This window comes from Myxococcus llanfairpwllgwyngyllgogerychwyrndrobwllllantysiliogogogochensis, assembly GCF_006636215.1.
GTDB lineage: Bacteria > Myxococcota > Myxococcia > Myxococcales > Myxococcaceae > Myxococcus > Myxococcus llanfairpwllgwyngyllgogerychwyrndrobwllllantysiliogogogochensis.
This window is the reverse complement of the sequence record NZ_VIFM01000089.1, coordinates 26,346-38,367: the sequence shown is the minus strand read 5'-3', so window position 1 is coordinate 38,367 and position 12,022 is coordinate 26,346. Positions and strand designations below refer to the sequence as shown.

The window sequence follows — 12,022 nt, the reverse complement described above, 5'->3', positions numbered from 1 at the left end:
TGTATAAGAGACAGGGCCTGGGCGGGCCTGCTGACCTGGTGGAAGGGTGACTGGGCGCCCGAGGTCAGCCTCTACGTGGCGCTCTCCTTCGTCCCTGGCGTGGGGGCCTTGCTGCTCCTGGCGCGCCGGCGCTGGTGGGCGCTGGCGGCCTTTGGCGTTCCGCTGATGCTCGTGTTGTGGACTGTCGGGCTGGTGGGCCTGGGCCGCTACAGCGCGGCCGTGTGGCCCGCCTTCCTGCCCCTGGGGGCCTGGCTCGGCCGGCACCCCGCGCTGCGAGGGCCCGTGGTGCTCGGCTTCGCGCTGTTCCAGGGCATGCTCGTCTTCCTCTTCGTCCACGCGTACCCCATCAACTAGGGACACGAGGCGAGTGCCCCTCGCGTGTCAGTCGAGGGGCAGGAAGTCCGGCCGTGACGCGCTCTTCGACATGGGGCCGGTGGGCCCGTCGTTGAGGACGCACTCCCCCGCTATGGGCTCGGAGACCTCGCAGCCCGACTTCGGGTTGCCCCAGCGCTCGGTGCGGTTCAGCCACGCCAGGCTCCCCTCGAAGGTGCCCGGCGTGCGCCAGTCGAACGGCACCAGCGCGCTCCACGTGTCCCAGGCGATGCCGCGTCCGGTGTCATCCGCCAGGAAGTCGCCGTTGGGCAACTGCCGGTAGATGTGCCGGGCGGCATCCGCGTAGACGCCGTGAGAGCCCTGGGCGGAGAAGAGCTCCGGCCGCCAGCCCAGCAAGCCCATGCCCTTGTCGCCATAGGTGAAGGTCTGCCCGTTGGAGTGCTGGCTCAGGTAGACCTGCGACGGCCGGCCCTCCACGAAGCGCACCGTCGCGTGCTCCCAATCCCCCACGTGGTTGCCGAAGGTGGAATAGCCCCCCACGCAGCCCCAGGGTGAGTACCAGCCAATACAGACGCGCTTGCCATTGTTGTACGGGTAGAACATCCAATACACCACGTCGGTCGTGGACGTGGGCAGTCCATTCACGGTGCGGGTGATGAGCTCCGCATAGACAGGCACGGGCGTCTGGTTCGGCCGCTGCCCATCCAGGAACTGCGGGTCCGTACACGAGTCACAGCCCAGGGCCTGGTTCGTCACCTGATGGCCGCCCTCCACATGGACATTGGCGAGGTGGAACTCCGTGGAGGAGGGGAAGTACGCCTCGCCGGGGTGCATCCACACGCGAGGGGCGAAGGCCGCCGCCGTCGCGGCGCTCACGGGCAGCCCCTGGAGCTCCGGGTGCGCCGTCGCGCTCTTGTTGATGGCCCAGTAGCGACTGCCTCCCGTGTCGGAGTGGCTGGGCCGTGCCACGAAGGTGGCGACAGGCAGTCCCCGGTGGTCCCTGGCGTTGCTCTGCCAGAGGCCCACGTCGTTGTTCGCGCCAGAGCCGCTGTCGTTCCACACGGCGCCAGGGTCGGCGGCCACCACGTACTCGCTCTTGAGGCAGCGGATGAGGTCCGTGGAGGGCTTGCCGTAACCCAGCACCCCTACCGCGCCCAGGCAGGTGTAGCCGGCGGGCGCCACGGGCTCCCAGAACGAGCCATCGTGGGTTCCTCCGGAGCCCTTGTCGTCCCAGACCCAGACGTAGTCCACGGGTCGGGCGAGCAGGTCTCCCTCGCCCTGCACCACGAGCGCTGTCGCGGGAGCGGGCCCTCCGCCGCCGTTGGGCATCGCGACATCGCCGAGTGAGTAATAGCCGGGCGCCTGGGCGAGGTTGGGGCGCCAGATGGAGACGTCGTTGTTGGAGCCCGTGCCGCTGTCGTCGTAGATCCACTGGAAGGTCGACACGGGCTTCAAGAGCAGTCGCTGGCTGAAGCGCAGCGGCGCCCTGTCGGAGGCGAGAGTGAGGTCCGCGCTCTGGCCCGGTGAAGCGGTCGCCGCGACGAGCTTGTAGGTGCCCGGGGCCAGGGAGAGGGACACGCGCGCGCCCAGGTTGCCCGCGCTGTTGTCGTCCTCCGCGAGCACGTTGCCGCTGGCATCGAGCAGGTAGAGGTACGCATCCACGGACGAGGTGAGGGTGAAGGTCACCGTCGCCGTGGGGCCCGCGTGGTCGACGAAGAACGTGCGGTTGCCGGGATGGGTGGGATTGCGTCCACCAGAGCCGAGCCATCGCCCATACACGGTGTTGCCCTGGAGCCCCGTGAGGGCGGCCTCCGTGTCGCGCGGCGACGTGTCTTCGACGGCCTCCAGCGAACCGCCACATCCCAGCGCGCCCACTCCCAACGACGACAGCACGAGCCAGCGGAGTGAACCCAGACGTCCAGCGAGCATACGGGCCTCTTCATGTCCCTGCGTGGACGCGCAGGATGCCCTCAAGTCTCTTCAAGACACCAGTCTGGCACCTGGAAGGAATGCGTCAGGGTGGGGGGACTCGAAGCTGGAGCGTCAGTCGCACGTTGTCCGAGCGCAGACCCACCGGGCCGTCGAGCGCGAGGGCCTCTGGGGGAAGGTCGCCCTCCCAGACCAGCGAGTCGTCCGCCCAGACGCGCAACGTCACTCCGGCCAGCTCGGCGCGCAGGGCGTGTTCCTCTCCCTTGGAGGGCGCGCTCACCGCGCTGCGTCGGAACGGGCGGACGGTGACATAGCCTCGATTGCCACAATCACTGCTGTGGTGCTGGTCGGGGTTGCGCTTGTAGTTGACGACGATGTCCGCCTTCGGAGCGAAGCGCCACATCACGTACAGCACGTTGCAGCCGTCGCGTGCGCGCAGCTTGAGGCCTGCCTGCTGTCGCTGTTCTCCGGACTGCAGGGCCCGCTGCTCGCTGGAGGAGCCTCGGAGCGAGAAGCGCAGCTCCGCGCGTGACGTCGTGTTCGTGCCGGGAACGATGGCTCGCAGCCGTGCGCCTTCCACGTCGAGTCGTCCATCGGTCCGCTCGCGCAGCGCGCCCTGCGTGACCCGCAACTTCGACAAGGGCACCGGGGCGAAGGTCGTCACACGTTCCTTCTTCCGCGCGCCCGCGCCTCGGATGGTGCCGGGACTCTGGGCGTCACCGGGCGGAGGCCGAGCCCACCCGAGGACAGAGAGCACGCCGAACCCCAGACAGGCCACGAGGACACGGCTCGGGGCCCTGGCCGACATCAGGGACGCGTCGTCCCGAGGAAGGACGTGAGCGCCTCCACGTGCGCCGTCAGGTACGCCTGCTCCGCGCGCAACCGCGCCAGCTCCAGGAGGAGGTAGTCGCGGAAGCGGCGAATCTCACGCGTCTGGAGTGCTTCCACTTCGCGAAGCTGTCCCTCAAGGTCCGACACGAGCGCGGAGACCTCCCTCAGCCGAGCCTCCTCCGTCCGATGCCGCGAGCGCAGCTCCACCAGCAACTCGGAGATCTTCTGATGCACGCCGTCCACGTCATTCGTCGTCGAACGACGACGACCGTCGCGGGCCCGGGCATTCGCCTTGCCTTGCCACAGATGGCCCAGGTCATACGTCAGCATGACCTGCCCGAAGAGGGGGACTTCCTGCTCCACGTCGAAGACCTCGTCATACCCTCCGCGCACGCTCAGCTCCCACGCCTTGGCGCGGCGCAGGCTTCCGGTGGCGACCTCCACCGCGTCATCCGCCGCGCGCAGCTCCTCCAGCAAGGGCTCCAGTCGCTGTCCGCGAGGAAACTCGGGGCGCGACGCCAGGCGCTCTCGCGCCAGCGCGGTGTCCGTGCTCAGGGAGCGCAGGTTGTCCAGGCGCACCTGCATCGCGTTGAGTTCTTCCAGCGTCGCCCGGCCGTCCCGGAGGTCCGCGCGCAAGGCGTTGACGAGCTCCTCGGCGCGGGGCAGGGCGTCCTGGAGGACGCGGGCCCGGGCTTCCAGCGCCGAGTCCTCACCCAGCCCCATGCCCTGTCTCACCGCCGCCTGGAGCGAGGAGAGCGCCTGGTGTCGGCGGCACTCCGCCGCCGCGCGTCGGTGAATCTTGTGGCCCCGGTACAGGCCCACGAAGTCGTAGCTCAGGCCCGCCGTCACCCGCAGCTTCGGCTTGCCCAGAGGGACGCCGCCCTCGGCCTCACCGGTGTTCACCACGCCAAAGCTGCCGAACACCTCGGGTGCCAGCTCCAGCGCGGCCTCCGCGTCGCCCAGTCCTTGAACCCAGTCGCAGTAGCCCGCGGCGCGCTGCTCCACGCGGGCGTCGGGAGTGGCCGACTCGGTGGGCTGCTCCGCGTGGGCCGCCGGGGTTCGCGCGGCGAGCAACACCAACACGCCACAAGTGAGAGTCTTCCGCATGGGGCTTCTCCACGTCTTCATGTGCGCATGCCCTCACAGCACCAGGGGCGCGCGGCCCAGGTGCAGCAGGTCCTCGCGCGCCGACGCGGAGTCCGTGAGCTTCACCTCCACCATCACCCCGCGCAGCATGTGCTGACGGATGGGGTGTTTGATGGAGACCTCACCCTCCAGCACCCGGCCCACGACGCCCACCTCGCGGCACCAGATGACCTTCGCGGCGCACGCGAAGAGGGGCGTGCCCACGGCCGCGTTGTTCAGGTTCTCGTACGGCACGAAGGCCACCGTCAGGTCCTTCTCGATGGCGCGCAGATAGGGCGAGGCTCGCAGCGACACGATGAGCGCCTCGTAGCGCTGGGACACGTCGTCGAGCGCCTTCAGGTCATGCTCCAGGCTTCGCAGCGTCGCCACGGCGCGGGCCTGCTCCAGCACCGAGTGCGTGTACTCGCGCTCCAGGAGCAGCACGTCCGGAGTGATTCCCACGGGCGTGCCGTCCTTGCCCATGCCGTTCTGCACCGCCGTCAGCCCCGCGAGCTCCCGATGGAGCGAGTCGACTCGAGTCTCCATGTCCACCGTGGTCTGCGCGAGGGCCAGGTTGCTCTGCGCCAGCTGCGCCAGATGGTGATTGATGGTGAGCTTGTCCTCCTGCTGGAGCAGCCGCGCGCCATACATCGCGTCCGTGCGTGCGCGGGACAGTCCCGCGTAGGCGCGGTTGGACTTGAGGATCTCCTCACGGGCCCGGCCGTACTCATGGCGCAGGGAGGCCAGTCGCTTCGCGGCGCGGTCCTTGGATGCACGCTCGCCGCGCAGGGCCACCAGGAAGCGCTGTTGGAAGGCGCGCTCCGCGGACACCGTGCGCTCCGCGTCCTCGATGCGGTTCTCCACCGCGCGCCGCTCGGCGACGACGTGGTCTCTCGCCGACGTCTGTGCCGCGAGCTGCGTGTTCAGTGAGAGGATTTGCGGGTCCGTGGGGGACACCACCGTGGGCGTCACCCAGCCATGGCTCAGGAGGAAGAAGCCCTGGACCGCGAGGAAGGACACCAGCGCCGCCAGGATGATCCCCAGGAGCACCGAGCCCAGCAGCTTGTACGTGGACACGGCGATGGCATTGATGCGATTCGCGACACGTTGGTTCATGGCGAGCCCTCTCCGGCGGGGTTGGGCGGCAGTCCGCTCCGGTTTTCTGCGGTCGAGGGAGCCGGGGCGACGCTGGGGCTGCCCCGCGTCTCCCAACTCCCGGAGTCCAATGTCAGCAGTGCCAACGGCGTGAAGAGCGCGTACGTCACCGGCATCAGCAGCGCCATGGGCAGGAAGCACGCCCCGTGCACGCGCCGGTCCTCGGGCAGATGCCGCGTCTCCAGTCGGTAGATGATTCCCAGCAACCCGATGACGAGGAAGTGGAACGAAAGGATGTCCAGGAACTCGCCGGTGAGGACGTTGTGGACGATGACGACGGGGTAGGCGAGCAGCAGCGCGAGCTGGGACACGTAGTGGATGGTGATGACCGGGTGCAGGCGCCACGCGTGGGACAGGCCGCCAAGCAGGTCCACCAGGTTGGAGCGCCGCCACCGCAGCTGCTGGGAGAAGTAGCCGGCCAGCGTCGCGGGCGCGGCGGTGAAGCAGAACGCGTCCAGCGTGTAGACCGTCTCGTAGTCGTGTTTGACGATCTGCCGCGTGAGGAACCGGTCCTCGCCGTATTTGATGGGGATGCCGGCGATGGAGCGCGCCTCCAGGATGGGCTCCAGCTCCAGGAGCACATGCCGGCGATACGCGGTGAGGCAGCCGGACAGACACATCACCTGGCGGAAGCTGCGCTCCAGGTCCTTCAGCCACTGCTGGGCGAAGTGGAATTTGATCTCCACCATCCGCGTCAGCCAGTTCTGGTGCCGGTTCGTCACGTACGTCCGTCCGCCCACGGCCGCGATGCGGGAGCTGACGAAGCGGCGCACGAGGTTGCGCACCGCGGAGCGGTCCACGATGACGTCGGAGTCCACCGAGACGATGATCTCCGCGTCGACCGCGGCCTTCACGCCCCGGTTGATGCCCTTGCGCTTGCCCATGTTCTCCGGGTTGCGCATGACCAGGACATTGGCGTGTCCCTCCGCGGCCTTCAGGGCCCACGTGTAGCTGTCATCGTTGGAGCAGTCGTCCACCACCACGATTTGCAGCAGGTCGCTGGGGTAGTCCTGCTCCAGCAGGCTGCGGATGGCGTGGAAGATGCCTTTCCCCTCGTTGAAGAGGGGGATGACGATGGCGACGCGAGGCCGGTACGTGTCGTCCACCCGGTCGATGCTGGACCCGCGCAGGCGCCGCAGGAACGGACCGAGGATGTAGCGGTTCATCAAGACGACGATGAACAGCAGCTGGATGGGAAAGAGCTCCATCAGGTCCCGTCCCCCATCACGCCGCCACCCCTTCCCCGTGGCGGCCCGCGCCGCCCCCATTTCTCCCGTGAGGGAGCGGGGGGAAAGTTGGTGGGGGATGGGCCCACGCCAACTGCCCCCAGGGACGGTGGAAGGGGATTGCTCACCCAGGCGTCATCGCGCGCCGGAGGCCGTCCGGTACGCGTCAGCGCGCCGGCCCCGGAGGGCACCCCGAACTTCTCGTGCTCGACGCCTGGGAGGCGTCAGTGCGCCGCGGGAGGCGACGGAGACGTCAGCGCGTCCGCGCGCTGGAGGTCCCGGGTCAGCTCCACCTTGCGGGCATCTCGCTGGGCCGCGGAGGTGAAGGCGATGCCCTCCATCGACTCGCGCGCGGCGATGGCCACCCGCGCCAGTCCGTCGCGGGAGATGAGGCCCAGCGCGAAGGCCTCCAGCGCGGCGCCCACATAGGTGTCGAAGAAGTGGATGCGCTTCTCGCGCCACGCGCGCCGGGTGGTCTCCGGCGTGTCCACCACGTCGTGGATGAACACGGCGTGGACGGCGTGCGGGGCGGCGGTGAGCATCTTGTCGCCGAACTCCACGTCGCCCTGTCCGCTGTCGCCCACGAAGACGAAGCCGTACTCCGGGAAGACGCGCACGTAGCGCTGGAAGTTGTCGAACTTCTTCGCGGCGATGCGGGAGTTGCCCAGCAGGTGGGTGAGGCTGCCGGAGAGCACGACATGGGGCGGGACGCCGTGCTTGCGCAGGGAGTCGAAGGTCAGGTTCTCCACCGCGCCCAGCGGGTCCATGGGCCGGGCCGTGACGAAGGTGAGGTCGCCCTCCCGGCCGGGGATGATGCCCGGGCCGCGGTCCAGTTCCGCGTAGAAGGCGAGCACGCCCGGGTACACCGTCTTGGATGGGTACCGGGTGTCCTTGAGGTTGGCGAAGAAGGTGTCGTCGATGTCGCTGAGGACCTTGTTCTCGCCACTGGGTGCCGCTTCGCCCTCGCGGAGGATGTGCGCGAGGATCTCCTCGCGCAGCGCCGGGTCGTCCACGTCGTCGAAGAGGAGCTTCTCCAGGTCCTGGTGGTTGTTGCCGGCGTCGAGCAGGTTCTTGAAGGCGGTCAGCTCTCGGCCGTGCACGCTCAGGAACATGTCGCGCAGGGCGCGCTCCGCGGTGGCGGGGGTGCCCCCGCGCTGGAGCGCTGTCACCAGGCTTGCGCGCACCGGCAGGGCCAATTGGGCGGCGCGCTCGCGACAGAGCATCGTCAACAGGGCGGTGTGGTGGTCCGGCCCGAAGATGCGGTCATCCATGTCCCCCAGCAGGGACTCGAGGTCGATGTTGGCCAGGAGGTAGTTCAGCTCGGCGGCGTTGGCGTCGCGCAGGAGGTCCAGGATGCGACGCTCCTCGCTGGTATCGGTGTGGCCGGCCATGAGCGTGCGCAGCGTCTCCAGCTTCTTCGTCGCGGCGTGCGGATCCATGTTGCTCCCCCCATTCCGGCGCGAGGCCGGACTTGGATTTCCGAGCCTACGCGGGGTGCGGCCCGGCGTGGTAGAGGTGAGGCATGTCGACTGTCGCCGTTCCGCTGGAGCTTCGTCCGGACGAAGTCCATGTGTGGATTGTCGAGCCCGAGCGCATCCAGGAACAGCGGCTCCTGGACGCCTACTGGGGGCTGTTGGATTCAGGGGAGCGCGAGAAGCAGAAGCGCTTCCGCTTCGAGCGTCACCAGCGGCAATACCTGGTGAGTCACGCGCTGGTGCGGCTGACGCTGTCGCGCTACGCGCCGGTGGCGCCCTCGGCGTGGAGCTTCTCGACCAACGCATACGGGAGGCCGGAGGTGCGGGGTGAGTGGGGCGCGCGGCTGCGCTTCAACCTGTCGCACACGGACGGCATGGCGCTGGTGGCGGTGGGGCTCGACGCGGAGCTGGGCGCGGATGTGGAAGATGCCCAGCGGCCGGGCGAGACGGTGGAGATCGCCGACCACTTCTTCGCCCCCCCGGAGATCTCCGCCCTCCGGGCCCTGCCCGCCGCCGAGCAGCGCGGGCGCTTCTTCGAGTACTGGACGCTCAAGGAGTCCTACATCAAGGCCCGGGGCGCGGGGCTGTCCCTGCCGCTGGACCAGTTCGCCTTCCACCTGGAGGCCGGCAAGGAGCCGCGCATCTCCTTCGATGCGCGGATGGTGGACACGCCGGAGACCTGGCGCTTCATGCAACTGCGTCCCTCCGAACGCCATCAAGCGGCGGTGGCGATGCGGGGGCCAAGGGAGCGGCCCTTCCGCGTGCGGTGGCAGTTCACCGTGCCGCTGGAGTCGGACGCGCCGCCCCGCTTCGACGAGGCGGCGTGAGCCTCAGGCCGGAGCGGCCATCCAGCGCGTAAGGTCCTCGCCCAGCGCGGCGAGCATCGCGGGCTGCTGCTTGCGCAGGAAGAAGTGGCCGCCCTCGAAGTGGCGGATGCGGAAGTCGGCGTTGCGCGTCTCCTCACGCCACGTCTCCAGGCGCGCGAGGGACACGTGCTTGTCCTCGGTGCCGCCCATGACGGAGATGGGCACGTCGAGCTTCACGGGCCCGGGGCCGTTCTCCCACCACGCGAGCGCGAAGTCCGCGCGCAGGGTGGGCACCAGCAGCTCCAGCAGCTCCCGGTGCTGGAGGATCTCCTCCGGCGTGCCGTCATAGCGCCGCAGTTCCTCGATGAACTGCTCCTGCGGCAGGTGGTGGATGGGCTTGCGGTCCGACTCGCGGGGCGCTCCGGACGCGGCCAGCACCAGGCCCCGGGGCAGCGGGCCGTTGCGCGCCTGCAGGCGCCGCGTCAGCTCCAGGGAGATGCGCGAGCCCATGCTGTAGCCGAAGAAGGCGAACGGCTTGTCCAGCAGCGGAGCGAGCACCGGCAGCAGCACGTCCATCAGCGCGGACATGTTGTCGAAGGGCTTCTCCATCAACCGCCGCTCACGGCCGGGCAACTGCACCGCGCACAGCTCCACGCCCGGAGGCAGGCCTCCCTGCCAGCCGCTGTAGATGGACGCGCTGCCTCCGGCGAACGGCAGGCAGAACAGCCGCAGGCGAGGGTCTGTCAGCGGCTTCCGGGAGGGAAACCAACGTTCGGGAGAGTTCGGGTTCGGGGTGGGAGCACTGGGCATGGCGGTATGGTTCTGTCGCACAGCCGAGGAAAACGGGTCAAGGCCCCGGTACTTCGAGCGTGTTGAAGACTTCTACCCAGCGTACAGGACTGGCTGTCTCTGCTCGGAATTCGTGAATGAGTGGACTGGCGGGACTCCTCGGAAGACGTGCTAGCGTTTTTCGCGTGAGCTACGAGCTGTCGCACCTGGACGCCCTGGAGGCGGAGTCCGTCTTCATCATCCGGGAAGTGGTCGCCGAACTGGACAGCCCGGTGTTGCTGTTCTCCGGCGGCAAGGACTCCGCGGTGATGTTGCATCTGGCGGTGAAGGCCTTCGCGCCCGCGCCGCTCCCGTTCCCGTTGATGCACGTGGACACCGGGCATAACTTCCCGGAGGTGCTCGAGTACCGCGACGCGCGCGTGGCGGAGCTGGGCGCGCGCCTGCTCGTGGCGTCCGTGCAGGAGGCCATCGATGGGGGCCGGGTGGCGGAGGAGAAGGGGCCGCGCGCCTCGCGCAACCGCGCGCAGACGGTGCCGTTGTTGGAGGCCATCGAGAAGCACCGCTTCAACGCCGTCTTCGGTGGTGCGCGCCGCGACGAGGAGAAGGCGCGCGCGAAGGAGCGGGTGTTTTCGTTCCGCGACGAGTTCGGTCAGTGGGACCCGAAGAACCAGCGCCCGGAGCTGTGGAACCTCTACAACGGTCGCCACCGCCGGGGAGAGCACCTGCGCGTCTTCCCGCTGTCCAATTGGACGGAGCTGGACGTGTGGCAGTACATCGCGAGGGAGGGCGTGGCGCTGCCGTCCATCTACTTCAGCCACCGGCGCGAGGTGTTCCGCCGGGATGGCATGTTGATGGCGTGGTCTCCCTACCTGCCGCTGCTTCCGGGCGAGGAGGTCACCACGGCGCCGGTGCGCTTCCGCACGGTGGGGGACATGACCTGCACCGCGTGCGTGGAGTCCGGCGCCGTCACGGTGGCGGAGGTCATCACGGAAATTGTCGCCTCGCGAGTCACGGAGCGGGGCGCGAGCCGGGCGGATGACAAGTTCAGTGAGACGGCGATGGAAGACCGCAAGCGCGAGGGCTACTTCTAGTGGAACTGCTTCGATTCGCGACCGCGGGCTCCGTCGATGACGGGAAGAGCACCCTCATTGGCAGGTTGCTCCATGACACCCGCTCGATTCTGGAGGACCAGCTCGCCGCGGTGGAGCGCACCAGCCGCGCGCGCGGGGACGAGTACGTCAACCTGGCGCTCCTCCTGGATGGCCTGAAGGCCGAGCGCGAGCAGGGCATCACCATCGACGTGGCCTACCGGTACTTCGCCACGGCGCAGCGCAAGTTCATCATCGCGGACACGCCGGGGCATCTCCAGTACACGCGCAACATGGTGACGGGGGCCTCCACCGCGGACCTGGCGCTCATCCTCGTCGATGCGCGCAAGGGCGTGCTGGAGCAGACGCGGCGCCATGCGTTCCTGGCTTCGCTCCTGCGCGTGCCGCACCTGGTCCTCTGCGTGAACAAGATGGACCTGGTGGACTTCGACGTGGCGGTCTTCGAGCGCATCCGCGAGGAGTTCCGCCAGTTCTCCATGAAGCTGGACGTGGCGGACCTGTCGTTCATCCCCATCTCCGCGCTGGGCGGGGACAACGTGGTGACGCGCTCCGAGCGGATGCCCTGGTATCAGGGCCCCACGCTGCTGCACCACCTGGAGAACGTGCACATCGCGTCGGACCGCAACCTCATCCACGTGCGCTTCCCCGTGCAGAGCGTCATCCGCCCCATGTCCTCGAAGTTCCCCGACTACCGGGCGTACGCGGGGCAGGTGCTGGGCGGCGTGCTGCGGCCGGGCGACGAGGTGATGGCGCTCCCCTCCGGCTTCACCACGCGCATCCGCGAACTGGACCTGGCGGGGAAGGCCGTGGCGCAGGCGTTCCCGCCCATGTCGGTGAATGTCTCGCTGGCGGACGAGCTGGATATCAGCCGGGGCGACATGCTGTGCCGGCCGGGCAATCCGCCCATGGTGGGGCAGGACCTGGATGCGATGGTGTGCTGGCTGGCGGAGGGCGTGTCGCTCCAGCCGGGAGCCAGGTTCGCGCTCAAGCACACCACGCGCTCGGCGCGGGCCCAGGTGAAGCAGTTGCACTACCGGCTGGACGTCAACTCGCTGAGCCGGGACGAGACGAGTCCGCGGCTGGCGCTCAACGAGATTGGCCGGGTGACCTTGCGCACCACGGTGCCCCTCTTCTTCGACGAGTATCGCCGCAACCGGCACACGGGCAGCTTCATCCTCATCGACGAAGGCACGAACGCGACGGTGGGTGCCGGGATGATCAACGGACCCGCGGTCTGAGGTGCG

Annotated in this window: 10 protein-coding genes and 1 pseudogene; 4 read left to right on the top strand and 7 right to left on the bottom strand. The window is 68.8% G+C overall.

What is annotated here, in order from left to right; translation table 11 throughout:
- Window positions 1–354 (top strand): annotated as a pseudogene (locus FJV41_RS22285) (mannosyltransferase family protein); the annotation flags it as partial.
- Between the two features lie 27 nt (window positions 355–381).
- On the opposite strand, the gene FJV41_RS22280 reads toward FJV41_RS22285, so the two are convergent.
- The 6 genes from FJV41_RS22280 to FJV41_RS22255 form a co-directional block, all read right to left on the bottom strand.
- Window positions 382–2,262 (bottom strand): Vps62-related protein, encoded by a 1,881-nt coding sequence (locus FJV41_RS22280; RefSeq protein ID WP_141644546.1) that lies wholly within the window; start codon window positions 2,260–2,262, stop codon window positions 382–384.
- A gap of 85 nt (window positions 2,263–2,347) precedes the next feature.
- Window positions 2,348–3,070, bottom strand: a complete 723-nt coding sequence (locus tag FJV41_RS22275) for a hypothetical protein (RefSeq protein ID WP_141644545.1) — start codon at window positions 3,068–3,070, stop codon at window positions 2,348–2,350.
- Window positions 3,070–4,200 carry a hypothetical protein gene (locus FJV41_RS22270; RefSeq protein WP_141644544.1) on the bottom strand — a complete coding sequence of 377 codons (1,131 nt, stop codon included), beginning with the start codon at window positions 4,198–4,200 and terminating at the stop codon, window positions 3,070–3,072. The genes FJV41_RS22275 and FJV41_RS22270 overlap by 1 nt, the downstream gene beginning before the upstream one ends.
- A gap of 33 nt (window positions 4,201–4,233) precedes the next feature.
- Window positions 4,234–5,334 carry a coiled-coil domain-containing protein gene (locus tag FJV41_RS22265; RefSeq protein ID WP_141644543.1) on the bottom strand — a complete coding sequence of 367 codons (1,101 nt, stop codon included), beginning with the start codon at window positions 5,332–5,334 and terminating at the stop codon, window positions 4,234–4,236.
- The gene (locus tag FJV41_RS22260) at window positions 5,331–6,581 is read right to left on the bottom strand and encodes a glycosyltransferase family 2 protein (RefSeq protein WP_141644542.1); all 1,251 of its coding nucleotides are present in this window, start codon (window positions 6,579–6,581) and stop codon (window positions 5,331–5,333) included. Before FJV41_RS22260 ends, FJV41_RS22265 begins: the two co-directional genes overlap by 4 nt.
- A gap of 242 nt (window positions 6,582–6,823) precedes the next feature.
- Window positions 6,824–8,038 carry a phosphatase domain-containing protein gene (locus FJV41_RS22255; protein ID WP_141644541.1) on the bottom strand — a complete coding sequence of 405 codons (1,215 nt, stop codon included), beginning with the start codon at window positions 8,036–8,038 and terminating at the stop codon, window positions 6,824–6,826.
- A gap of 83 nt (window positions 8,039–8,121) precedes the next feature.
- On the opposite strand from FJV41_RS22255, the gene FJV41_RS22250 reads away from it, so the two are divergent.
- Entirely contained in the window at window positions 8,122–8,901 is a 780-nt protein-coding gene (locus tag FJV41_RS22250; RefSeq protein ID WP_141644540.1) for a 4'-phosphopantetheinyl transferase family protein, read from the top strand.
- A 3-nt stretch (window positions 8,902–8,904) separates the two neighbouring features.
- Here the strand turns inward: FJV41_RS22250 and FJV41_RS22245 are convergent, their stop codons facing one another.
- The gene (locus tag FJV41_RS22245; protein ID WP_141644539.1) at window positions 8,905–9,690 is read right to left on the bottom strand and encodes a thioesterase II family protein; all 786 of its coding nucleotides are present in this window, start codon (window positions 9,688–9,690) and stop codon (window positions 8,905–8,907) included.
- A gap of 164 nt (window positions 9,691–9,854) precedes the next feature.
- Between FJV41_RS22245 and cysD the strand changes: the two genes are divergently transcribed.
- Together cysD and FJV41_RS22235 are read left to right on the top strand one after the other, a co-directional pair.
- Window positions 9,855–10,760, top strand: coding sequence for a sulfate adenylyltransferase subunit CysD (gene cysD / locus FJV41_RS22240; RefSeq protein WP_220137878.1), 906 nt, complete (start codon window positions 9,855–9,857; stop codon window positions 10,758–10,760).
- On the top strand, window positions 10,760–12,016 hold the full coding sequence (locus FJV41_RS22235) for a sulfate adenylyltransferase subunit 1 (RefSeq protein WP_141644537.1): 1,257 nt from the start codon (window positions 10,760–10,762) through the stop codon (window positions 12,014–12,016). Before cysD ends, FJV41_RS22235 begins: the two co-directional genes overlap by 1 nt.
- Window positions 12,017–12,022 lie beyond the last annotated feature (6 nt).

Coding starts and splice junctions, on each gene's coding strand:
- FJV41_RS22280 (WP_141644546.1), bottom strand. CDS start 2,262: ATGCTCGCTGGACGTCTGGGTTCACTCCGCTGGCTCGTGCTGTCGTCG.
- FJV41_RS22275 (WP_141644545.1), bottom strand. CDS start 3,070: ATGTCGGCCAGGGCCCCGAGCCGTGTCCTCGTGGCCTGTCTGGGGTTC.
- FJV41_RS22270 (WP_141644544.1), bottom strand. CDS start 4,200: ATGCGGAAGACTCTCACTTGTGGCGTGTTGGTGTTGCTCGCCGCGCGA.
- FJV41_RS22265 (WP_141644543.1), bottom strand. CDS start 5,334: ATGAACCAACGTGTCGCGAATCGCATCAATGCCATCGCCGTGTCCACG.
- FJV41_RS22260 (WP_141644542.1), bottom strand. CDS start 6,581: ATGGAGCTCTTTCCCATCCAGCTGCTGTTCATCGTCGTCTTGATGAAC.
- FJV41_RS22255 (WP_141644541.1), bottom strand. CDS start 8,038: ATGGATCCGCACGCCGCGACGAAGAAGCTGGAGACGCTGCGCACGCTC.
- FJV41_RS22250 (WP_141644540.1), top strand. CDS start 8,122: ATGTCGACTGTCGCCGTTCCGCTGGAGCTTCGTCCGGACGAAGTCCAT.
- FJV41_RS22245 (WP_141644539.1), bottom strand. CDS start 9,690: ATGCCCAGTGCTCCCACCCCGAACCCGAACTCTCCCGAACGTTGGTTT.